The sequence below is a fragment of the Amycolatopsis acidiphila genome, assembly GCF_021391495.1.
GTDB classification, from domain to species: domain Bacteria; phylum Actinomycetota; class Actinomycetes; order Mycobacteriales; family Pseudonocardiaceae; genus Amycolatopsis_E; species Amycolatopsis_E acidiphila.
This window is the reverse complement of sequence record NZ_CP090063.1, coordinates 6,737,692-6,759,344: the sequence shown is the minus strand read 5'-3', so window position 1 is coordinate 6,759,344 and position 21,653 is coordinate 6,737,692. Positions and strand designations below refer to the sequence as shown.

General features: G+C 71.6%; 18 protein-coding genes. 11 read left to right on the top strand and 7 right to left on the bottom strand.

Going from position 1 to position 21,653, the window contains the following annotated elements:
* Positions 1-113: 113 nt before the first annotated feature.
* Positions 114-1,229, bottom strand: coding sequence for an alanine dehydrogenase (gene ald, locus LWP59_RS33055; protein ID WP_191334825.1), 1,116 nt, complete (start codon positions 1,227-1,229; stop codon positions 114-116).
* Positions 1,230-1,385: 156 nt separating this feature from the next.
* On the opposite strand from ald, the gene LWP59_RS33050 reads away from it, so the two are divergent.
* Positions 1,386-2,321: a zinc-binding dehydrogenase gene (locus tag LWP59_RS33050; protein ID WP_144638071.1), complete on the top strand. Its 936-nt coding sequence runs from the start codon at positions 1,386-1,388 to the stop codon at positions 2,319-2,321.
* On the opposite strand, the gene LWP59_RS33045 is transcribed toward LWP59_RS33050, so the two are convergent.
* Genes LWP59_RS33045 through rdmE form a run of 3 tightly spaced genes read right to left on the bottom strand, consistent with a single transcriptional unit; the run spans position 2,316 to position 6,206 of the window.
* Positions 2,316-3,032, bottom strand: coding sequence for an MOSC domain-containing protein (locus LWP59_RS33045; RefSeq protein WP_144637903.1), 717 nt, complete (start codon positions 3,030-3,032; stop codon positions 2,316-2,318). The genes LWP59_RS33050 and LWP59_RS33045 overlap by 6 nt on opposite strands.
* Positions 3,033-3,071: 39 nt before the next feature.
* Positions 3,072-4,604, bottom strand: a complete 1,533-nt coding sequence (locus tag LWP59_RS33040) for a PucR family transcriptional regulator (protein WP_144637905.1) — start codon at positions 4,602-4,604, stop codon at positions 3,072-3,074.
* Between the two features lie 24 nt (positions 4,605-4,628).
* The gene (gene rdmE / locus LWP59_RS33035) at positions 4,629-6,206 is read right to left on the bottom strand and encodes an aklavinone 12-hydroxylase RdmE (protein ID WP_144637907.1); all 1,578 of its coding nucleotides are present in this window, start codon (positions 6,204-6,206) and stop codon (positions 4,629-4,631) included.
* Between the two features lie 126 nt (positions 6,207-6,332).
* Here rdmE and LWP59_RS33030 point away from each other — a divergent pair, with 126 nt between their 5' ends.
* Together LWP59_RS33030 and metX are read left to right on the top strand one after the other, a co-directional pair.
* Entirely contained in the window at positions 6,333-7,637 is a 1,305-nt protein-coding gene (locus LWP59_RS33030; protein WP_144637909.1) for a bifunctional o-acetylhomoserine/o-acetylserine sulfhydrylase, read from the top strand.
* Complete coding sequence (metX, locus tag LWP59_RS33025) at positions 7,634-8,758, top strand: homoserine O-acetyltransferase MetX (protein ID WP_144637911.1); 1,125 nt, start codon at positions 7,634-7,636, stop codon at positions 8,756-8,758. Before LWP59_RS33030 ends, metX begins: the two co-directional genes overlap by 4 nt.
* On the opposite strand, the gene LWP59_RS33020 is transcribed toward metX, so the two are convergent.
* Together LWP59_RS33020 and LWP59_RS33015 are read right to left on the bottom strand one after the other, a co-directional pair.
* Positions 8,755-9,186, bottom strand: coding sequence for a hypothetical protein (locus LWP59_RS33020; protein WP_229857692.1), 432 nt, complete (start codon positions 9,184-9,186; stop codon positions 8,755-8,757). The two genes, metX and LWP59_RS33020, sit on opposite strands and share 4 nt — an antisense overlap.
* Before the next feature lie 107 nt (positions 9,187-9,293).
* A complete protein-coding gene (locus tag LWP59_RS33015; RefSeq protein ID WP_144637915.1) occupies positions 9,294-9,881 on the bottom strand; it encodes an SACE_7040 family transcriptional regulator in 588 nt (195 codons plus the stop codon).
* A 138-nt stretch (positions 9,882-10,019) separates the two neighbouring features.
* On the opposite strand from LWP59_RS33015, the gene LWP59_RS33010 reads away from it, so the two are divergent.
* The 4 genes from LWP59_RS33010 to LWP59_RS32995 all read left to right on the top strand — a co-directional run bounded on the left by LWP59_RS33010 (position 10,020) and on the right by LWP59_RS32995 (position 15,581).
* Positions 10,020-10,808 (top strand): SGNH/GDSL hydrolase family protein, encoded by a 789-nt coding sequence (locus LWP59_RS33010; RefSeq protein WP_144637917.1) that lies wholly within the window; start codon positions 10,020-10,022, stop codon positions 10,806-10,808.
* Between the two features lie 69 nt (positions 10,809-10,877).
* Positions 10,878-12,461, top strand: coding sequence for a carboxyl transferase domain-containing protein (locus LWP59_RS33005; protein ID WP_144637919.1), 1,584 nt, complete (start codon positions 10,878-10,880; stop codon positions 12,459-12,461).
* Positions 12,462-12,480: 19 nt separating this feature from the next.
* Positions 12,481-14,430, top strand: a complete 1,950-nt coding sequence (locus tag LWP59_RS33000) for an acetyl/propionyl/methylcrotonyl-CoA carboxylase subunit alpha (RefSeq protein WP_144637921.1) — start codon at positions 12,481-12,483, stop codon at positions 14,428-14,430.
* Positions 14,427-15,581, top strand: coding sequence for an acyl-CoA dehydrogenase family protein (locus LWP59_RS32995; RefSeq protein ID WP_144637923.1), 1,155 nt, complete (start codon positions 14,427-14,429; stop codon positions 15,579-15,581). Before LWP59_RS33000 ends, LWP59_RS32995 begins: the two co-directional genes overlap by 4 nt.
* Positions 15,582-15,731: 150 nt before the next feature.
* Here the strand turns inward: LWP59_RS32995 and LWP59_RS32990 are convergent, their stop codons facing one another.
* Positions 15,732-18,584: an AfsR/SARP family transcriptional regulator gene (locus LWP59_RS32990; RefSeq protein WP_186383218.1), complete on the bottom strand. Its 2,853-nt coding sequence runs from the start codon at positions 18,582-18,584 to the stop codon at positions 15,732-15,734.
* A 119-nt stretch (positions 18,585-18,703) separates the two neighbouring features.
* Here LWP59_RS32990 and map point away from each other — a divergent pair, with 119 nt between their 5' ends.
* The 4 genes from map to LWP59_RS32975 all read left to right on the top strand — a co-directional run bounded on the left by map (position 18,704) and on the right by LWP59_RS32975 (position 21,627).
* A complete protein-coding gene (map, locus tag LWP59_RS32985; RefSeq protein ID WP_144637927.1) occupies positions 18,704-19,471 on the top strand; it encodes a type I methionyl aminopeptidase in 768 nt (255 codons plus the stop codon).
* Positions 19,472-19,600: 129 nt separating this feature from the next.
* The gene (locus LWP59_RS40495) at positions 19,601-19,723 is read left to right on the top strand and encodes a hypothetical protein (RefSeq protein WP_267903762.1); all 123 of its coding nucleotides are present in this window, start codon (positions 19,601-19,603) and stop codon (positions 19,721-19,723) included.
* A gap of 33 nt (positions 19,724-19,756) precedes the next feature.
* Positions 19,757-20,593, top strand: a complete 837-nt coding sequence (locus LWP59_RS32980; RefSeq protein WP_144637929.1) for an SDR family oxidoreductase — start codon at positions 19,757-19,759, stop codon at positions 20,591-20,593.
* Positions 20,590-21,627, top strand: a complete 1,038-nt coding sequence (locus tag LWP59_RS32975) for an alpha/beta fold hydrolase (RefSeq protein ID WP_373299549.1) — start codon at positions 20,590-20,592, stop codon at positions 21,625-21,627. Before LWP59_RS32980 ends, LWP59_RS32975 begins: the two co-directional genes overlap by 4 nt.
* Positions 21,628-21,653: the final 26 nt, after the last annotated feature.

Sequence of the window (21,653 nt, the reverse complement as noted above, 5' to 3'; positions counted from 1 at the left end):
CCCCAAACCCCCGCCAAGGGGCTTCGCCCCCTGGACCCCCATCGTGCTGGTCGGCTTCGGGTGGTGAGGAAGGCTTCGGTGGGGGGTAAGGGAAAGGGAGCCCGTGTGGGGGGTCAGTGGAGGAAGGTGTCGGGGGGAGTGTGGGGGAGGGTGTGGGCGGTGGCGACGGGGGCGTTGGTCAGGGCGCCTTGGTGCGTGTTCAAGCCGTGGGCCAGCGCCGGGCTGTTCTTCAGCGCCTGCTGCCAGCCGTGGTCGGCCAGGGCGACCGTGTGCGGGAGGGTGACGTTCGTCAAACCCTGCGTCGACGTGGTGGGCACCGCGCCCGGCATGTTCGCCACGCAGTAGAAGATCGAGTCGTGCACCCGGTACGTCGGGTCGTCATGCGTCGTCGGGCGCGAGTCCGCGAAGCAGCCGCCCTGGTCGATCGCGATGTCCACCAGCACGCTGCCCGGCTTCATCCGCGACACCAGATCGTTCGACACCAGCTTCGGTGCCTTCGCACCCGGGATCAGCACCGCGCCGATCACCAGATCCGCCGCCACGACAGCCTGCTCGATCGCGAAGGCCGTCGAAGCCACCGTGCGGATCCGGCCGCCGAACTCCTGGTCGATCTGCCGTAGACGGTCCACATTGGTGTCCAGGATCTCCACATCGGACCCCAGCCCCAGCGCGACCCGCGCCGCGTTCAGCCCCGCGACGCCGCCGCCGATCACCACCACCCGCGCCGGATGCACCCCCGGGATACCGCCGGGCAGCACGCCACGTCCGCCGGACGGCTTCATCAGCGAGTAGGCGCCGACCTGCGGAGCCAGCCGGCCCGCGACCTCGGACATCGGCGCGAGCAGCGGGAGCGAGCCGTTCGCGTTCTGCACCGTCTCGTAGGCGATCGCCGTGGTGCCCGCGTCGAGCAGCGCCTGGGTCAGCGCCCGGTCCGCCGCCAGGTGCAGGTAGGTGAACAACACCTGCCCGGAGCGCAGTCGCGGGTACTCCTCGGCGATGGGCTCCTTGACCTTCAGCACCAGCTCGCCCTCGGCCCACACCTCGGCCGCCGTGGCGAGGATCTTCGCGCCGGCCGCGCTGTAGTCGTCGTCGCTGATGGCCGAACCGGTGCCGGCCTGGGACTCGATGAACACCTCGTGGCCGTGCCGGGTCAGCTCGTGCACGCCGGCCGGAGTCAGTGCCACCCGGTATTCGTGCTTCTTGATCTCACGCGGGACGGCGATACGCACGGGTCCTCCTGGTCGCTCATGGGCGTCGTACTGACCACGGTGATGCACCCGGATGGCGGTGTCATCGTCCGCCCACGACAATCCTCGCGCGTCCGGATGGTTCTCACACCACAGCCCATTGACTTCCACCTAACTGGAGGATGCACGGTGATCCGCATGAGAGCGGTGTGGTTGAAGGAGTTCGGCGGGCCCGAGGTGCTGCAGCCCGGGACGGCGCCAGATCCGGCGCCCGGCCCTGGTGAGGCGCTGATCGCCGTGACGTTCGCCAACATCACCTTCGTCGAGACGCAGTTCCGCGCCGGCGGGACGAACCCGCTCCAGCTGCGCCCGCCCGTCATCCCCGGCAACGGGGTGGGCGGCGTGGTGATCTCCGTCGGCAAGGGGGTCGACCACGACCTCGTGGGCCGTCAGGTCGTGACCGGCACCGGTGGGTCGGGCGGGTACGCCGAGCGGGTGGTGGTGCCCGCCGCGGCGCCGTTCGCCGTACCCGAGGGGCTCTCGCTGGACGCCGCTGTCGCACTTCTGGCCGATGGGCGGACAGCCAAGGCGATGCTGGCGACGGTCGGGGTCGGCGCGGGGGACCGGGTGCTCGTCGAGGCCGCGGCGGGTGGGGTCGGCAGCCTGCTCGTGCAGCTGGCGCACCAGGCCGGGGCGGTGGTGATCGCCGCAGCGGGGGGCGCGCGGAAGCTGGAGCTCGCCGCGGAGCTGGGCGCGGACCGGGTCGTCGACTACTCGGCCCCGGGGTGGGCGCAGGAGGCGGGACGCGTCGACGTCGTCTTCGACGGGGTTGGAGGCGAGGTCGGCGCGGCCGCGTTCTCGTTGCTCGACCGCGGCGGCCGGATGATGGTGTACGGCCTGGCGAGCGGTGCGTGGACGCCTGTCTCGGACCGTGCTGCGGCCGCCCGTGGCGTCACGGTCCGGCGGGGCACGTCGGGGGACTTGCGTGCCTTCACCGAGAGCGCGCTGGAGGACGGGGCCGCCGGGCACCTGCGGCCGGTGATCGGGCAGCGGTTCCCGCTCGACCGGGCCGCCGACGCGCACCGGGCCACCGAAAGCCGCGCCACGATCGGGAAAACGCTGCTGGTGCTATAGCGGCTGGGCCCAGACCTCGTCGCCGGCGCGGACGGTGCCGGGGCGGGTGACCCGCATGATCAGGCCGAACTTGTTCTCGTGTTGCTCGATCAGCCAGGTCTGCAGCTTGGGCCACCGGTCGCGGCCCGCCGGGTCCCAGCTCGGGACCACGCAACGGATGCACGGGCCGGCGTCCTCGCCGACGGCCTCGAGAATGACGTCGCCGACGGTGAGCGTGGTGCCCTCGCCCCAGCTCTCCTCCGCGAAGGCCGGGGCGTCCAGGGTCAGGTGCAGGTTCGGGCGGAACCGGGCGAGGTCGACGGCCGCGCCCAGCTCGTCCGCGAGCGCGGCGCGGGAGGCTTCGATGGTGACGAGGACGGTGGGGCCGCGGTCCTGCATCCCGTCCGCGTTGCGAAGTTCCAGTGGCACGCCAAGGGATTCGCTGAGGGCGGCGGGCAGCCGCGGGTCGATCCACGACCAGTCGGTGCCGTCCGGGGCACGCAGGGTGGGCGGCTCCTCGGCCGGTCCGCGGTAGGCGCTGTGCCACGACAGGAGTCCGGGGTTCTGACGGATCGTGAGCACCTTGCCGGTGCGCTTCGGGCGCAGGTCGATCAACGCGTGCGCGCGGTCGCCCGCCATGCCCCGGTCGTCGAACCGCGCGGCCTCGACCCGCTCGCCCCGCAACGACTTGACCGGCCAGCGATGCAGCTGCACCACGGATCCGGAGAACATCGGCCCATCGTAATCGGGACGGCGGGCGCGAGTCGGCGCTCAGGACCAGCGCAGCGCCACCAGCTGCGTGATCAGCGCCAGCCGCACGTCCGGGTCCTCCAGGTCCAGCGGGACGAGCTCCAGCAGCCGCCGGATGCGGTAGCGGAACGTGTTCGGGTGGATGCGCAGCGCCTTGGCCGCCGCGCGGGGGTCGCCGGGGAAGCGCAGCCACTCGTACAGCGTGTCGAGGTACTCCGTGCGGTTGGCCAGGTCGTGGGCGCGCAGTACTTCGAGCGGGCCCAGCTCCGCGATCCGCGCCCCGGCCGCCGCCGTCGCCGCGCGGTGCAGGACCAGCGCGGTCCACACGCCGTCGTAGCTGCCGACGTTGCCCTCCAGCAACCCGGCTCGCACCAGCCCCAGCGTCTCCTCGGCCTCGGTGCGCGAGCGGGTCAGGTCCGCGATCGGCACCGGGCTGCCCGCCCCGACCCGCGCGGTCAGCCCCGCCAGTGCCGTCCGCAGCTCCGACCAGCTGCCGGGCCCCTCGCCGTCGGGCACGACCGCGTACAGCAGCCCGCCCAGCTCGGTCGCGACCGGCCGCCGCCCGATGCCCTGCGAGATCCGCTCCAGCAGGGCCAGCCGCAGGCCCTCGCCGTCGGTGCTGTCGCCGCCGGGGGTGTCGACGACGACCACCCGGTGCGGCTCGTCGGACAGCTCCAGCTCCGCGATCGCCTTGCGCGGCCCCACTTTCCCGTCGAGCAGGCCGCGCAGCAGCTCGGCCGAGGCGCGCCGCCGGGTGTCCGCGTGCGCCCGCCACCGCAGCAGGTGCAGGGCGACCACCGGCGCGGTGTCCGCGAACGCCGCCGCCCGCTCCTCCGGCACCGGGCCGGTCACCACGGCCCACATCGAGCCGAGCAGCTCACCGCCCATCCGGATCGGCACGATCAGCCGCGGCAGCGTGCCGTCCCGTTGCGCGGGCACGAAAACCGTCTGCCTGCCGCGGGACAGCTCGCGGAACACCCCGCGCGAGCGGAACCGGGCGAGCACGTCGTCCGGGATGCGCCGGCCCATGATCGTCGACACCCGCGCCGGGTCGGTGAGGTCCTGGCGCGCGGAGTACGCGAGCACCCGGGAGTTCGTGTCCTCGATCGTCACCGGCGCGTCGACCACCGACGCCACGACATCGGCCAGGCGGAACAGGTCTCCCGAACCGGGGTCGCCCTCCTCCACCGGGTCGTCGGCGTCCAGGACCGTGCGCAGCAGCCAGACCAGCTGCGCCCACGCCGTCGCCGCGCGGACCTCGACCAGGGCGATCTCCGCCGCCTTCGCGGCACGGCGCACCGGCGGTTTCGTCGCCAGCGGCGGCTTCAGCAGGACCGCGGCCGCCTTGCGCTCCGCGCTGTGCGCCACCAGCGCCACCGCGTCCGCCACGTCCGCGGTCGCCACGCCGAGCACGAGGTCGCCCGCCGAAACGGACGTGCTCACCCCGGGCTCGGCGATGACCACGTCGGCGACCGCCGGGCACGCGCCGGGCACCGACACCGCGTGCAGCAGTGTCGGGCCGACGCGATCGACCACACTGCGGACGGACACCATTTCCGCAGCATACGACGTGGTCAGCTACCTGCTGAGCAGGTTGCCCAGCACGTCCCGAAGCCTGCCCGCGGGATCTTCGACCGCGACCGCCGACCGCCAGGCGACGACCCCGTCCGGGCGGACGAGGCTCATCCCGCCGGGCTCGAGGCCGTACCGGGCGGCGAACAACTCCTCAGGATCGCCGAAGTCGACACCGGCCTCGAAACAGGCCAGCGGAACCCCGGCCTCCGCGGACACCTCCCGCGCCGCCGCGGCCCACTGCGGACCGTTCGCGAGCAGCACCCAGCCGTGCCCGAGCAGGTCCGCCATCGGCCTCGGCACGCCGTCGACCACGACCGGCACGTGCGAGGCGCGGAAACCGGCGCGACCGCTGGGCCGGTTCGGGTTCTCGGTCGGGCTGGGGTCGTCGTCCTCGATCAGCACGGCGCCGGAGCGGTACCGGAAGCCCAGCGCGATCTCCGTCTGGTCCACCGGTTCGCCGACCCCGGTCAGGTCCAGCTCGGGTGCCATCCGCTGCTTCGCGTTGTGCAGCGAGGTGCGCACGACCATCTCCGCGATCGGGCGGCGCTCGGCCTCGTAGCTGTCGAGCAGGCCGGGGCCGGCTTCCCCGCGCACCACCGCGGCGAGCTTCCACGCCAGGTCGTGCCCGTCGCCGACCGCGGTGTTGCCGCCCATGCCGCCGGTCGGCGGCGTCACCTTGGCCGCGTCGCCGGCGAGGAACACCCGCCCTGACCGGAACCGCCGCGCGACCCGCGCCGCCATCTCCCACGCCCCGACCCAGCGGATCTCAGGCTCAAGGCCGGGCAGGTCGGTCGCCAGCCGGATCAGCTCGGCCAGCCGTCCGGGGGTGAAGTCGTCGATCGCCTCCCCGCGCTCGGGGTGGTAGTCGGTGCCGAAGACGTACCGGCCCGGCACGTCGGTGTTGACCAGCGCGCCGGTGAACCGCGGGTTCTGCAGGTAGTAGAGGTCCGTGACGTCGGGGGTCATCCGGTCGCCCAGGTCGCCGTCGAAGACCACGCCGATCGAGTGGCCGATCGGGCCGATCCCGTCGACCGGGATGCCCAGCCGTTCCCGGATCCCGCTGCGGCCGCCGTCCGCGGCGACCAGGTACCGCGCCCACACCCGGTACGGCTCGCCGTCGTCCAGCTCCGCGGTGACCCCGGCCTCGTCCTGCTCGAACGACACCAGCCTGGTCGCGAACCTGACCTGCGCGCCGGACTTCTCGGCGCGGGCCAGCAGGATCGGCTCGACGACGTCCTGCCCGGCCATGCCCCACGGCAGCCCGGCCGCGGCGCTCAGGTCGATCTCCGACATGTCCTCCAGCAGCTGGTGGAACACCTGGCCGCCGAGGCTCGACGCGATCGTGATGCGCAACCCCTGCGACGCGCGCTTGCTGACCCCCAGCACCTCCGCGTCGACGCCGGCCCACCGGTACAGCTCCATGGTCCTGGGCGACTGCCCGGCCGCCCGCGGATGCGGTGACGTGCCCGGGTGCCGTTCCACGACGAGCGTCGAAACCCCTTGCCGGGCAAGGAACATCGCTGTCGTCAATCCGGCCAGCCCGGCCCCGGTGACCAGAACGTCCACCTGTTCTTCCCGCATGATCTTCCCCTTCGCCTGTGGTTCTCCCTAGAAAGCATCTTAGTTGCTAAGAGTTTTAGAAAACAAGGGGTATCATCGGGTGAGAGGAGTTGGGCTGAACGGCGGACGTGACTAGCGTCGGAGTCCATGACGAGCAACGACGCCTGGTCCTTCGAGACCAAACAGATCCACTCCGGCGCGAACCCGGACACCGCCACGGGCGCCCGCGCGACGCCGATCTACCAGACCACCTCGTATGTCTTCCGCGACAGCCAGCACGGCGCGGACCTGTTCAGCCTCGCCGAGCCGGGCAACATCTACACCCGGATCATGAACCCGACGCAGGACGTGCTCGAACAGCGCGTCGCCGCGCTCGAGGGCGGCGTGGCCGGGCTCGCCTTCGCCTCCGGCTCGGCCGCCACCACGGCGGCGGTGCTGAACATCGCCGGCGCCGGCGACCACTTCGTGTCCAGTACCAAGCTCTACGGCGGCACGTACAACCTGTTCCACTACACGCTGCCGAAGCTCGGCATCGAGGTCACGTTCATCGAGGACCAGGACGACCTGGACCAGTGGCGGGCCGCCATCCGCCCGAACACCAAGTTCTTCTTCGGCGAGACGCTGGCCAACCCGGGCAGCAACGTGCTCGACATCGAGGGGGTCGCGGGCGTGGCGCACGAGGCCGGCATCCCGCTGCTCGTCGACAACACCATCCCCACCCCGTACCTGCTGCGTCCCATCGAGTTCGGCGCGGACGTGGTGATCCACTCCGCGACCAAGTACCTCGGCGGGCACGGCACCACCGTCGCCGGCGTGCTGGTGGACGCCGGCACGTTCGACTTCGGCGCGTACCCGGAGCGCTTCCCCGGCTTCAACGAGCCCGACCCGAGCTACCACGGCCTGAAGTACTGGGAGGCCCTCGGCCCCGGCGCGTACGCCGCGAAGGCCCGCGTGCAGCTGCTGCGCGACACCGGCGGGGCCATCTCGCCGCTCAACAGCTTCCTGATCATCCAGGGCATCGAGACGCTCTCGCTGCGGGTCGAGCGGCACGTGTCGAACGCCAAGGCGCTGGCCGAATGGCTCGAGCGGCGCGACGAGGTCGAGAAGGTCTACTACGCCAGCCTGCCGTCCAGCCCGTACCACGCGCTGGCGCAGAAGTACCTGCCCCAGGGCGCGGGCGCGGTGCTGTCGTTCGACCTGCGCGGCGGCGTCGAGGCGGGCCGGAAGTTCGTGGACGGCACCGAGCTGCACAGCCAGCTGGTTAACATCGGTGACGTGCGCAGCCTGATCGTCCACCCCGCCAGCACCACCCACAGCCAGCTGTCCCCCGAGGAGCAGCTGGGCAGCGGCGTCACCCCGGGCCTGGTCCGGCTCGCCGTCGGACTCGAGGGGCTGGAGGACCTCAAGGCCGACCTCGAGGCCGGTTTCCGCGCCGCGAAGGCGGCTCTGTGACCCCAGCACCGGACCTCCCGCCCGCCACCGGCGCGTGGCGGGCGGGAGATCCGCCGGGACGCCGGCAGTGGCTGCCGGTGGATCGGGCGGTACGGCTGGAGGCGGGCGGCACGCTGCCCGGCTACACGATCGCGTACGAGACCTGGGGCACACTCAACTCCGACGCGTCGAACGCCGTGCTGATCGAGCACGCGCTCACCGGCGACTCGCACGCGGCCGGCGAGGCCGGGCCCGGCCATCCCACGCCCGGCTGGTGGGACGGGCTGATCGGGCCCGGCCGCGCGCTCGACACCGGCGAGCTGTTCGTCGTGGTGCCCAACATCCTCGGCGGCTGCCAGGGCACGACCGGCCCTGCCTCGCCGGATCCGGACGGAACCCCTTGGGGCAGCAGGTTTCCCCGGGTGACGGTGCGGGACCAGGTGTGCACCGAGGCGGTATTGGCCGACGCGCTGGGCATCGAGCGGTGGGCCATGGTGCTCGGCGGCTCGATGGGCGGTATGCGTGCGCTCGAATGGGCCGTGACCCTGCCGGGCCGGGTGGAGTCGCTGCTCGTGCTGGCGGCACCGGCGGCCGCCTCGGCCGAGCAGATCGCCTGGGCCGCACCGCAGCTGCACGCCATCCGGTCCGACCTGCGCTGGCGCGGCGGCGACTACTACGACGCGGCCCCGGGTGACGGCCCGCACCGCGGGCTGGGGGTCGCCCGGCGGATCGCGCACGTCACCTACCGCAGCGAACCCGAGCTGTCGCAACGGTTCGACCGCCGCCGTCAGGCCCCCGGCGACGACCGCTACGCGATCGAGTCCTATTTGGACCATCACGCGGACAAGCTGGTCCGGCGGTTCGACGCCAACAGCTACCTGCTGCTGACCGAGTCCATGAACGACCACGACGTCGGCCGTGACCGCGGCGGAGTCGGCGAGGCGCTCTCGCGCGTCACGGCCAGGACGCTCGTGGCAGGCGTGGACAGTGACCGGTTGTATCCGCTGTATCAGTCAGCGGATCTGGCGGCCGGCATCCCGGGTGCGGGCGAGGCCGCGGTGATCTCCTCGCCCTACGGCCACGACTCGTTCCTGATCGAGACGCCCCAGATCGCGGCGCTGGTGAAGTCGCTGCTGAACTAGTCCGCCACCGCGTCGTGCACCCAGTCCGTGACGGGCAGGTCGCGGTCGAGGCATTCGGTGGACAGCCGGATCGTCCAGCGCAGGGCCTGCAGCAGGAGACTGTCGACCTCGTCGGGCGCCGCGCTCGCGAGCGCGATCTCCACCTGCTCCTCGGCGGCTTCGGTGTTGCCGTGCACCTCGGCGAGCAGCGTCCGCACGGCCGTGCGCACCGGCGGGTCGGCCTCGTCGATCGGCACCTCTTCGCCGGCCTCGTCGAACACCTGGACCTTGACGGGCGCGCTGCCGCCGTCCCCGAGCACCGAGACCATCGTGCTGCACTCGCCGAACAGCAGCAGCATCAGCTCACGCATCTCGGCCGTGCGGCCGGGTTCGTCCTCGGCGGAGGGTGTCACCTGGCCGAGTGCTTCGTCGTCCCGGCCGAGCCGCATCGCGACGAGGGCGCGCTGCGCCTTCCCCACGAGGTTCTGCTCGTTGCCCACCCGTCCTATCAAACACCAGGAACAGTGGGTTTGCGCTAGTAGGAAGAACGGGTGACTCAGGCGAGCGAGCGCAACGCACCGAGTGCCAGCCGCCGCAGCAGATCGGCCAGCTCGCTGTCATCCAGATAGCGGTTGTACGGGGTCGAGTTGATCAGGCCGAACACGGCGTGTGCCGCCGACCGCGCCTGGCGCTCGCTCACCCCCGGCACCGCGTCGTGGATCGCCCGCACCCACACCTCGACGTAGCGGCGCTGGAGCGCGCGGACCTGCTTGCGGTCGGCGTCGGTGAGGTTGGCGAGGTTGCGCTCCTGCACCGTGATCAGCGACGGCTGGGTGAGCGCGAAGTTCACGTGGAAGTCCACCAGCTCCGCCAGCACCCGCTCCGGGTCCGCCGTCGCCTCTGCGCGGGCGCTCCCGCCGTCGAGCAGGAAGTGGCTGATCGAGCTCAGCATCTCGCCGAGCATCGCGTCCTTGCTGCGGAAGTGGCGGTACAGTGCAGGCCCGGAGATGCCGACGGCCGCGCCGATGTCGTCGATGCCCACTCCGTGGAACCCGTGGCGCGCGAACAGCTCGGCCGCCGCGGTCAGGATCTGCTCGCGGCGGCTCGCCTTCTCACCGTTGACCAGCGGGGTAGGGCTCGGCATCCCGTCATGCTAACGGGTGCAGGTTAGCGACGACTAACGTTCGCCATCTCGTTACCACTTACCGACTAATTGCGGGTCCTTGTGAGCAACAACCCTGCTACACCTATGTGTGGTCTGTCACTCGAAGAAGGGCCTGCCATGACCGTCCCCGCAGCCTTGAGAACGCTTACCGTCGCCGTCGCCGCTTTGCTGGCAACGCTGGGACTGACCGGGGTCGCCGACGCCGCGGCCGTCAACTACGTCGCCCTCGGCGACTCCTACTCCTCCGGCGTCGGTGCCGGGTCCTACCTCGACTCCAGTAGCTGCAAGCGCAGCGCCAAGGCCTACCCGGAGCTGTACGCGAACTCCAGCGGGGCGTCGCTGAGCTTCCAGGCCTGCTCCGGCGCCAAGACCTCGGACGTGCTCAACAACCAGGCCGGGGCGTTGAGCTCGTCGACGACGCTCGTGTCGATCAGCGTCGGCGGCAACGACGCAGGGTTCAGCAGCGTGATGGAGGACTGCATCATCGGTGGTGACTCGGGCTGCAAGACCGCGGTGACGAACGCGACGAACTACGTGAACACGACGCTGCCGGGCCTGCTCGACAACGTCTACCGCACGATCCGGAGCAAGGCGCCGAACGCGGAGGTCGTCGTGCTCGGCTACCCGCACTTCTACAAGATCGGCGGCTCCTGCTCGGTGGGGCTGTCCGACACGTCCCGCGGGTACGTCAACGGCGGCGCGGACGCCCTCGACACGGTCATCAACAAGGCGGCCGCGAACGCCGGCTTCACGTTCGCGGACGTGCGCCCGGCCTTCACCGGGCACGAGATCTGCTCGGGCTCGCCGTGGCTCAACAGTGTGACGTGGCCGGTGGACGAGTCCTATCACCCGACCGCGACCGGTCAGGCGAGCGGTTACTACCCCACCTTCAAAGCCGCGCTCTGACCTCTGGACAGCCCGGTTAGTCGTCGTTAACATCGAGGGCGTAGTTAACGGCGACTAACCTGGGCTGGCATGGACACACCGACGCTCACCACCACCGCGGACCCGCGGAGCGAGAGTTACGCGCGCAACGCCACCTCGCACGCGGAGCTCGTCGAGGACCTGCGCAAACGGCTCGCGGCCGCGCGGCTCGGCGGGCCGGAGAAGTCCCGCGCCCGGCACGTGGAACGCGGCAAGCTGCTGCCGCGCGACCGGGTGGACGCCCTGCTCGACGCCGGTTCGCCCTTCCTCGAGCTGTCCCCGCTGGCCGCGAACGGCCTCTACGACGACGACGCCCCGGCGGCGGGGATCATCACCGGCATCGGCCGGGTGTCCGGCCGTGAGTGCGTGATCGTCGCGAACGACGCCACGGTCAAGGGCGGCACGTACTACCCGATGACCGTCAAGAAGCACCTGCGCGCACAGGAAGTCGCGCTGCACAACAACCTGCCGTGCGTCTACCTGGTCGACTCCGGCGGCGCGTTCCTGCCCCGGCAGGACGACGTGTTCCCCGACCGGGAGCACTTCGGCCGCATCTTCTACAACCAGGCCACCATGTCCGCCCGCGGCATCCCGCAGATCGCCGCGGTGCTCGGCTCGTGCACCGCGGGCGGCGCGTACGTGCCGGCGATGAGCGACGAGGCCGTGATCGTGCGCAACCAGGGCACCATCTTCCTGGGTGGCCCGCCGCTGGTGAAGGCGGCGACGGGGGAGGTCGTCACGGCCGAGGAGCTGGGCGGCGGCGACGTGCACGCCCGCCAGTCCGGGGTCACCGACCACCTCGCGAACGACGACGCGCACGCCCTGCAGATCGTCCGGTCGATCGTGTCGACGCTCGGGCCGCGCACGCCGCGGCCGTGGGACGTGTTGCCGACGGAGGAGCCCGCGGTCGACCCGCACCAGCTCTACGGCGTGGTCCCGACGGATTCCCGGACCCCCTACGACGTCCGCGAGGTCATCGCGCGCGTCGTCGACGGCAGCAGGTTCGCGGAGTTCAAGAAGGAGTACGGCACCACGCTGGTCACCGGCTTCGCCCGGATCCACGGGCACCCGGTCGGCGTCATCGCCAACAACGGCGTGTTGTTCGCCGAGTCGGCGATGAAGGGCGCGCACTTCATCGAGCTGTGCGACAAGCGCTCGATCCCCTTGGTGTTCCTGCAGAACATCAGCGGGTTCATGGTCGGCAAGGCGTACGAGGCGGGCGGGATCGCCAAGCACGGCGCGAAGATGGTCACCGCCGTCGCGTGTGCGCGGGTGCCGAAGTTCACGGTGATCATCGGAGGTTCGTTCGGCGCCGGCAACTACTCCATGTGCGGCCGTGCGTATTCGCCCCGCTTCCTGTGGATGTGGCCCAACGCCCGGATCTCCGTGATGGGCGGCGAGCAGGCGGCGTCGGTGCTCTCGGCCGTCCGCCGGGACGCCGAGGGCGAGGAGGCCTTCAAGGACCGGATCCGCGCGCAGTACGAGGAGCAGGGCAATCCCTACTACTCGACCGCGCGGCTGTGGGACGACGGCGTGATCGACCCCGCGGACACCCGCACGGTGCTCGGCCTGGCGTTGTCCGTCGCGGCGAACGCGCCACTGGAACCCGTCGGCTACGGCGTCTTCAGGATGTAGAGAGGCTGGTTCGACCCTCATGTTCGACGCTGTTCTGGTCGCCAACCGGGGCGAGATCGCCGTCCGGGTGATGCGGACGCTGCGGGAGACGGGCATCCGCTCGATCGCGGTGTACACCGCCGCGGACGCCGACGCCCGGCACGTGCACGACGCCGACACCGCGGTCCGGATCTCGAACTACCTGTCCATCACGGACATCCTGGAGGCGGCGCTGGAAACCGGTGCGCAGGCGGTGCATCCGGGGTACGGCTTCCTCTCGGAGAACGCCCGCTTCGCGCGTGCCTGCGCCGACGCGGGGGTGGTGTTCATCGGCCCGCCCGCCGAGGCCATCGAGGCGATGGGCGACAAGATCCACGCGAAGGCCACTGTCTCGGCCGCGGGGGTACCGGTGGTACCCGGTCTGTCCTGGGAAGGCAGAACGGACGACCCCACCGGTATTTCGGCGGCCGCCGCCGAGGTCGGTTACCCGCTGCTGCTCAAGCCGTCCGCGGGCGGTGGCGGCAAGGGCATGCGGCTGGTGACCGACCCGGCGGACCTCTCCGCCGCGGTCGAGTCGGCGCAGCGCGAGGCGAAGTCGGCCTTCGGTGACGACAGGCTGTTGCTGGAGCGCTTCGTCACGACGCCCAGGCACATCGAGATCCAGGTGCTCGCGGACGCGCACGGCACGGTGCTGCACCTGGGCGAGCGCGAATGCAGCCTGCAGCGGCGGCACCAGAAGATCATCGAAGAGGCGCCGTCGGTGCTGCTCGACGCGGCCACTCGCGAACGCATGGGCGCGGCGGCCGCCGAGGCCGCGCGGTCGGTCGGCTACACGGGCGCGGGCACCGTCGAGTTCATCGTGTCGGCCAAGGCGCCGGACGAGTTCTTCTTCATGGAGATGAACACCCGCCTGCAGGTCGAGCATCCGGTGACCGAGCTGGTGACAGGTCTGGACCTCGTCGACTGGCAGCTTCGCGTCGCCGCGGGCGAGCCGCTTCCGTTCGCGCAGGAGGACATCCGGCTCAACGGGCACGCGGTCGAGGCCCGTGTGTACGCGGAGGACCCGGCGCGCGGCTTCGTCCCCACCGGCGGCACAGTGCTGGAGCTCGGCGAGCCGGCCGGGGTCCGCGTCGACTCGTGGCTGCGCCCCGGTGCCGTCGTCGGCTCGGACTACGACCCGATGCTGGCCAAGGTGATCGCCTGGGGCCCGGACCGCGCGGCGGCCCTGCACCGGCTCGACCGGGCGCTGGCCGGCACGGCCGTGCTCGGCCTGACCACGAACGTCTCGTTCCTGCGGGCACTGCTGGCCGACCCGGATGTGCAAAGCGGACAGTTGGACACCGAGCTGGTGGAGCGGCGGCTGGACGAGCTGGTGTCCGGCGAGGTGCCTTCGGAGTTCTTCGTCGCCGCGGCGCTGGACCGGTTGATCGGCCTGGTGCCCGAGGGTGGCGTGGTGGATCCGTGGGAGGTGCCGAGCGGCTGGCGGCTCGGTGCCGTCGGCGGCGTGACGATGCGGCTCAAGGCGGGGGACACCGAGGCCCTGGTACGGGTCGAGGGGTTGCCCGACGCCGCCTCGGTCACCGTGGACGACGGCGCCCCGGTGCCGGTTTCCGCACAACGGCAGGGAAATCGGCTCGACGTGCACTACGACGGCGAGTTCCGCCGGTACCTGCGCAGCGGGGACTGGCTCGCGCGCGACGGGCATGCCGTGGCCGTCCGCGAGCGGCCCAACCTGCTGGCGTCACACGGCGAAACGACCGAGGGCGGTCCCGTCGTGAGCCCGATGCCCGGCACCGTGCTGGTGGTGAAGGTGTCGCCCGGCGAGGTGGTCGCGGCGGGCACGCCGCTGGCCGTGGTCGAGGCGATGAAGATGGAGCACACCGTGGTCGCACCCGTCGACGGTGTGGTGCGCGAACTGCGTGTCCAGGCAGGCCAACAGGTCGCGCTGGACGAAACACTGGCCGTGGTGACCCCGGAGGCGGAGAAATGATCGACTTCAGGCTAGACGAAGAGTACGAGGCACTGAGAAAGACGGTGCACGACTTCGCGCAGAACGAGGTGGCGCCGGTGATCGGCGGCTTCTACGAGCGCGGGGAGTTCCCGTACGACCTGGTCGCGCAGATGGGCCGGATGGGGTTGTTCGGGCTGCCGTTCCCGGAGGAGTTCGGCGGCATGGGCGGCGACTACTTCGCCCTGTGTCTCGCGCTGGAGGAGCTGGGCCGGGTCGACTCGTCGGTCGCCGTGACGCTGGAAGCCGGGGTGTCACTCGGTGCGATGCCGATCTTCCGGTTCGGCAGCCGGGAGCAGCGGGAACGCTGGCTGCCGGCGTTGTGCTCGGGCGAGGCGCTGGGAGGGTTCGGCCTGACCGAGCCGGGCGGCGGCTCCGACGCGGGCGCGACCCGCACGACGGCGAAGCTCGACGGCGACGAGTGGGTCGTCAACGGCAGCAAGTCGTTCATCACCAACTCCGGCACGGACATCACCCGGCTGGTCACGGTCACCGCCGTGACCGGGCGAAAGGCCGACGGTGGCAAGGAGATCTCGGCGGTCATCGTGCCGTCGGGGACGCCGGGGTTCACCGTCGAGCCGAAGTACTCGAAGGTGGGCTGGAACGCGTCGGACACCCACGGGCTGTCCTTTTCGGACTGCCGGGTGCCCGCGGAGAACCTGCTCGGCGAGCGCGGGCGCGGGTACGCGCAGTTCCTGTCGATCCTCGACGAGGGCCGGGTCGCGATCGCCGCGCTCAGCGTCGGGCTGGCGCAGGGTTGCGTCGACGAATGCCTGCGGTACGCGCGGGAGCGCGAGGCGTTCGGCACGCAGATCGGGAGCTACCAGGCGATCCAGTTCAAGATCGCGGACATGGAGATGCGGGCGCACACCGCGCGGCTGGCGTACTACGAGGCCGCGGCGAAGATGCTGCGTGGGGAGCCGTTCAAGAGGGAGGCCTCGATCGCGAAGCTGGTCTCGTCGAACGCCGCGATGGACAACGCCCGCGACGCCACGCAGATCTTCGGCGGGTACGGGTTCATGAACGAGTTCGCGGTCGGCCGGTTCTACCGCGACGCGAAGATCCTGGAGATCGGCGAGGGAACGAGCGAGATCCAGCGGATGGTCATCGCACGGGAGCTGGGCCTGCACTGAGGTTGAGTCCGGCGGCGACGACGCTGGCGCCGCCCGACTGCAACGTCGCTGGGCCGACCCCCATGCGCGGTCCAGCCCCGCTGAGGATGATGACAGGACGTCGCTGACACGTCGCTGACAAGTCGCGGGACCGGCCACGCCGGGCGGCGGTCAGACGCTGCGGGTGGCTTGCGTGAGGATGCGTTCCGCTTCCGGGGCAAGGATCGTCGACCCCATCGCGGCCAGCGCCTCCCGTGCCTGCCGGGCCAGCGCCGCCGCCTCGGTGTGGTCGCCGCCGCGCCACAGGGCGTCCGCCAGCCAGATCAGCGAACTCGCCGCCGCGCGCCGGTCGCCGAGGTCGGTGAAGATCTCGTGCGAGCGGCGGGCCGTGGCGGCCGCGTCGGCGAACCGGTTCTGCGCCGTCTCGACCCGGCTGCGCAGCTGCAGCAGCCAGCCCTCGTCGTGGGGGTTGCCGGTCAGCAACGGCGCCGCGTCCGCGCAGGCGGCCGCCGCGGTGTCGACGTCACCCAGGAGCAACGCCGCACGCGCCAGCTCGCGGAACAGCCCCGCGGTCAGCGACTCGACGTTGAGTTCCGCGGCCTCCTGGCTCGTCTTCTTCAGGATCGACACCGCTTCCCGGGTGCGGTCCAGCTGCTGCAACGTCTGCGCGAGCGTCCGGCTGGCCGTGCAGTACGCGATCCGGTCCTCGCCGGTCTCGGCGATCCGTACCGCGCGCTCCGCCGTCTCCAGGTCCGGCTGGTTGCGCATCATCCGGCAGAACGCCACCCCGGTCAGGCTGAACGCCAGTTCCGTCGTCGCACCCAGCCGTTCGAAGGCCGCCGCGCAGGCGACGAACGTCCGCTCCGACTCCGCGACGTCCTCGGCCAGCGAGGCCTCCGCGCGGCCGTAGTCGGCACGCCAGGCGACCAGCTCGTCGCCTGCCGCCCGCGCCGCGTCGGCGATCCGCTGCCGCGTGGCGGCCAGCTGGTCGAAGCCGCCGCCGAGATGCAGCGCCGGGATGACCAGGTCCGCGAGCCGTGCCGCGTCGGCGTGCCAGCCGGCCGAGCAGGCCTGGTCGACCACCGCCAGCAGCAGGTTCCGCTCCGCCCTCGCCCACGCCGCAGGGCATTCCAGCGGAACGAGGTCCACTTCGGACGGTGCGGCGCCCGGAGGCTGGTACGGCTGCAGCTCCTCGGTCCAGCGCGCGGCCTCGCGGTAGACCTCCTTGCCGCGGGCGAGCAGAACGTCGAGCAGCCGCCGCAACGACGGCACCCGGTCCTCCTCGCTGGCGAGATCCTGCGCGTACAACGCGACCAGGTCGTGGGTGCGGTAGCGGGTCTGCCCGATCTCGTCGACCCCGCACGGCTCCAGCAACGCGGACGCCGTCAGCGCCTCGATCAGCCGCTCGCCGTCGCCGCCGTCGGCGACCGCGCCCAGCGCCCACGCCGGGAAGCCGGTCCGCGGCAGCACCGCCGTCCGGCGAAGCGCCTGCTGCGCGGGCGGGCTGAGCCCCCGATAGGTCAGCGTCAGGCTCGCGCGAACCTCCATGCCCTCCACGGCGAGCTCGTCGAGCCGCGTCCGCTCGTCACGCAGTCGCTGCACCAGTGAGCTCAGCAATGCCTCGGGCCGCAGCGACAGCCGCGCACCCGCGATGCGCAACGCCAGCGGCAGCGCCCCGCACAGCCGCACCAGCTCCTCGGCGTGGACGTGTTCCGCCGCGACGCGGTCCGCGCCGATCATCTGGCTGAGCAGCTGGATGCCGCTGTCGCCACGCAGGGGCTCGATCCGCGTGCGGCGAGCGCTCGGCAGGTCGAGCAACGACCGGCGCGACGTGACGAGCACGGCGCAACCCCCGGTGCCCGGCAACGCGGGCACCACCTGCGCGGCTTCGCTCGCGTCGTCCAGGACGAGCAGCACCCGGCGGTCGGCGAGGCGGGCCCGCAACGCGGCCGAGCGGGCGCCGGTCTGCGCCGGGATCTGCCCGGCGGGCAGTCCGCCGGCCAGCAACAACTGTTCGAGCAGCTCGTGCGCCGAGGTACGCCCGGCGTGCCGGTCGTACAGGGCGGCGAACCACTGGCCGTCCGGGTAACGCTCCCGCAGCCGGTGCGCCGCCTGGACGGCGAGGGTGCTCTTGCCGACCCCGGGCTGGCCCCACACGACGACCACCCGGGTCGCCTCGCCCGGCTCCAGCAACTGTTCGAGCCGCGCCAGGATGTCGTCGCGGCCGACGAAGTCGTCGATCCCGGACGGCAGCTGGCAGACCGGCTGCCAGGCCCCCGAACCGTCGGCCGACAGCGCCGCGGCGTACAGCTCCCGCAGCTCCGCGCCCGGCTCCACGCCCAGCTCGTCGGCCAGGACAGCGCGGGCGTCGGCGTAGACCGCAAGCGCTTCCGCCTGCGAACCGGCCTGGTACAGCGCACGCATCAACTGGGCCCAGAAGCCCTCCCGCAGGGGATGGCGTTGGGTCAGCCGCCGCAGCTCCGGGATCGCCTCGGCCTCGCGCCCGGTCTCCAGGTCCAGCGCGATCCGGCGGCTCAACGCCGTGAGGCGCAGCTCCTCCAGCTCGCTGTGGTCGCGCTCGCCCAGCGGTGACGGGGCGAGCCCGTCACTCCACAGCGTGAGCGCGGCTGACAGGTAGTTACGCTCCGCGACCTGGTCCTCGGCGCCCTTCGCCGCCGTGAGCAGGCTCGTGAACTCCAGCAGGTCCAGCTCGCGCTCGGCGACCACGACGCGGTAGCCGCCGGGCTCGGCGCGGACGCGTTCGGCGTCGCCGAGTGCCGCCCGCAGGCGTTTGACCAGCACGTGCAGGCTGTTGCTGGCGTTCTTCGGCCGGCGCTGCCAGATAGCGTCGACGAGGTCGTCTGCGGGTACCACCTGGTTGGGATGGGCGAGCAGGGTGGCGAGCAGGCTCTGGTGCAGCCGCGACCGGATGCTCACCGCCTCGCCGTCCTTCTCGACGGAGAACCGGCCGAGCAGACGGAAGCGCCAGATCGCCTGACCGGGCGGCTCGACTGGCTTGGACACGGGCGTGATCTCCATTGAATGCTGTTCACGCAGACCATACGGAAGTCGATCTCTGGCTTTGCCGTCCCCGGTACTCTGTGATAGAAATACCGTTATAATTATACCAATGAAGGTGGCCAGTGATCGAGTTGAAGACCGAGGGCGAACTAGCCGTGCTCCGGGAGGCGGGCCGGGTCGTCGCGAAGGTACTGCAGGCCGTCCGGGCGCAGGCGCGGGTCGGCACGAGTTTGCTGGAGCTCGACGAGCTCGCGGCGGACATGCTGTCCGCGGCCGGGGCGAAGTCGCCGTTCCTGCACTACCAACCGGGTTTCGCGACCACGCCGTATCCGGCCGTGCTGTGCACGAGCGTCAACGACGCCGTGGTCCACGGCATCCCGACGGACTACCGGCTGGCCGACGGTGACCTGCTCAGCGCCGACTTCGGGGCGGGACTGGACGGCTGGCACGGGGACGCGGCGATCAGCTTCGTCGTCGGCGAGGCCGACCCCGCGGACCTGGAGCTCATCGCGACCACCGAGCGGGCTCTCGCGGCCGGCATCGAGCAGATGCGCCCGGGCAACCGGCTGGGTGACGTCTCGCACCCCATCGGGGTGATCGGGCGCCGGGCTGGTTACGGACTGCTCGCCGACTACGGCGGCCACGGCGTCGGCCGGGCCATGCACGAGGCGCCGCACCTGCCGAACGAGGGGCCCGCGGGCAAGGGCATGCGGCTGCGGCCCGGCCTGGTCATCGCGATCGAGCCGATGTTCCTCGCGGGCGGGCGTGACGACTACCGAACCGCCGCCGACGGCTGGACGCTCCTCACCTCCGACGGCAGCCGCGCAGCGCACGTCGAGCACACGGTGGCCGTCACCGAGGACGGTCCCCGTATCCTCACCGCTCTTTGAGGATCCGACCGGGGAGCTGTACCTGGTGCTGCTGCTGACCTCCCGGGCGCCCCAGGGCGCCGGGATCGGTGCGCGGCTCATCGAGTTCACGCTTGCCGAGGCACGGCGGCGGGCCTGTCGCTGGTGCGGGTGGGCTGCTGGTCAGGCGGCGACGGGAAGCTCGTCGAGTACTACCGCGGCCAGGGGTTCACGCCGGCCGTCGAGGTGCCGGTGCGCGACACCATGGTGCAGGTGTTCGAACGCCGGCTGTGACACTGCTGGAAAATCCGTCCCGCGCCCGGCAGGATGAGCGCCATGGCAACGGAGCTGCGGGGCAAGGTCATCGTGATCACGGGCGGGGCGCAGGGGATCGGCGCCACCACGGCGGCGGCGCTGGCCCCCCTCGGTGCCCGGATCGCGATCGGCGACATCGACCACGCGCAGGCGGAGAAGACCGCCGGTGAGCTGGGCGGGGACGCGATCGCACTGCCGCTCGACGTCACCGACGCCCGTGCGTTCGCCGAGTTCCTCGACGAGGTGGAACGCAGGCTCGGGCCGATCGACGTGTTGATCAACAACGCCGGGGTCATGCTGCTCGCGCCGCTGGAGGAGGAGGACGACGCGGCGACCACGCGGCAGCTGGAGATCAACCTGCACGCGGTGATCCACGGCACCCGCGAGGCGATCAAGCGCATGCGGCCGCGTGCGGCCGGGCACATCGTGAACGTCGCGTCGATGGCGGGCAAGGCCGGTTTCCCCGGTGCCGCAACGTATTGCGCGACCAAGCACGCCGTGGTCGGGTTGAGCGAGGCGGTGCGGCTGGAGCTGCGCGGGTCCGGTGTGGACATTTCCTGCGTGATGCCCGCGGTGGTGCGCACCCATCTCGCCGACGGGCTGCCGGAGACGAAGATGTTCAAGTCGCTGCGTCCGGAGGATGTCGCGCGGGCGATCGTGGAAGTGCTGCGGGAGCCGAAGTTCGACGTGTTCGTGCCGAAATCGCTGGACTTCACGGGACGGATCGGGCGGCTCGTGCCGCGCGCGGTGTCGGAGTGGTTCATCCGGGCGGTCGGAGCGGATAAGGTGTTCGCGCGGGCGCATTCCGGCGCGCGCGCCGAGTACGAGGCGAAGGTGCGGCGGTCTTGAGCGTTTCGTTGTCCCCGGTCAGCCTGGCGGCCGCGGCGGCGAACGTCGTCGGCAAGGTGCGGGGCGGGGTGGCGGACCTGCGGCCGATGCCGCGCACGCTCGTCGACCAGGGGCCGAACCGGTCGCTGTACCGGTTGCACGGCGAGTCCTCGGGACCGCCGGTCCTGCTGGTGCCGCCACTGGCCGCGCCGGCGCTGTGCTTCGACCTGCGGCGGGGCTGCAGCCTGGCCGAGCACCTGGTCGAGCAGGGGCGGCGGACGTATCTGGTGGACTACGGCACGGTCGCGTTCTCCGACCGGCGGCTCGGCGTCGAGCACTGGATCGACGAGGTGCTGCCGCGGGCGGTCCGGAAGGTGAGCGATGACTCGGGCGGGCAGGACGTGCAGGTGGTCGGGTGGTGCCTTGGCGGGTTGTTCTCGCTGCTGACCGCGGCCGACCGGCCGCAGCTGCCGATCTCGTCGATCGTCACGGTGGCGTCGCCGGTGGACTTCACGGCGATCCCGCTGATCGCCCCGTTCCGTCCGCTCGTCGCGGCGACCGGCGGGCACCTGCTCACCCCGTTCTACCGCCTGCTGGGCGGCGCACCGTCCTATGTGGTCGGCCGGGTCTTCTGGGCGACGGGGATCAACAAGGAGATCACGAAGCCGCTGGCGATCCTGCGCAACCTCGACGACCGGGACTTCCTGGCGCAGATCGAGGCCGTGGACCATTTCATGGACAACATGATCGCCTATCCCGGCCGGACGTTCGGGCAGTTGTACCATCGGTTCTTCCGGGCGAACGACCTCGCGGACGGCGAGGTCGACCTTGCGGGCCGGATCATCTCGCTGTCCGGCGTGCGCGTCCCGGTGCTGGTCATCGCCGGCGAGAACGACACCATCGCCCCGCGCCGGGCGGTCGAGCGGTTGACCCAGTTGCTGCCGTCCGCGCCTTCGGTGGACTTCGAAGTCGCCCCGGGCGGACACCTGGGTGTGCTCACGGGTCGCCGCGCCCGCGGGACGACCTGGGCGCACATCGACGCTTTCCTGAGCTGATCGACGGAAATCGAAACCGCCCGGCC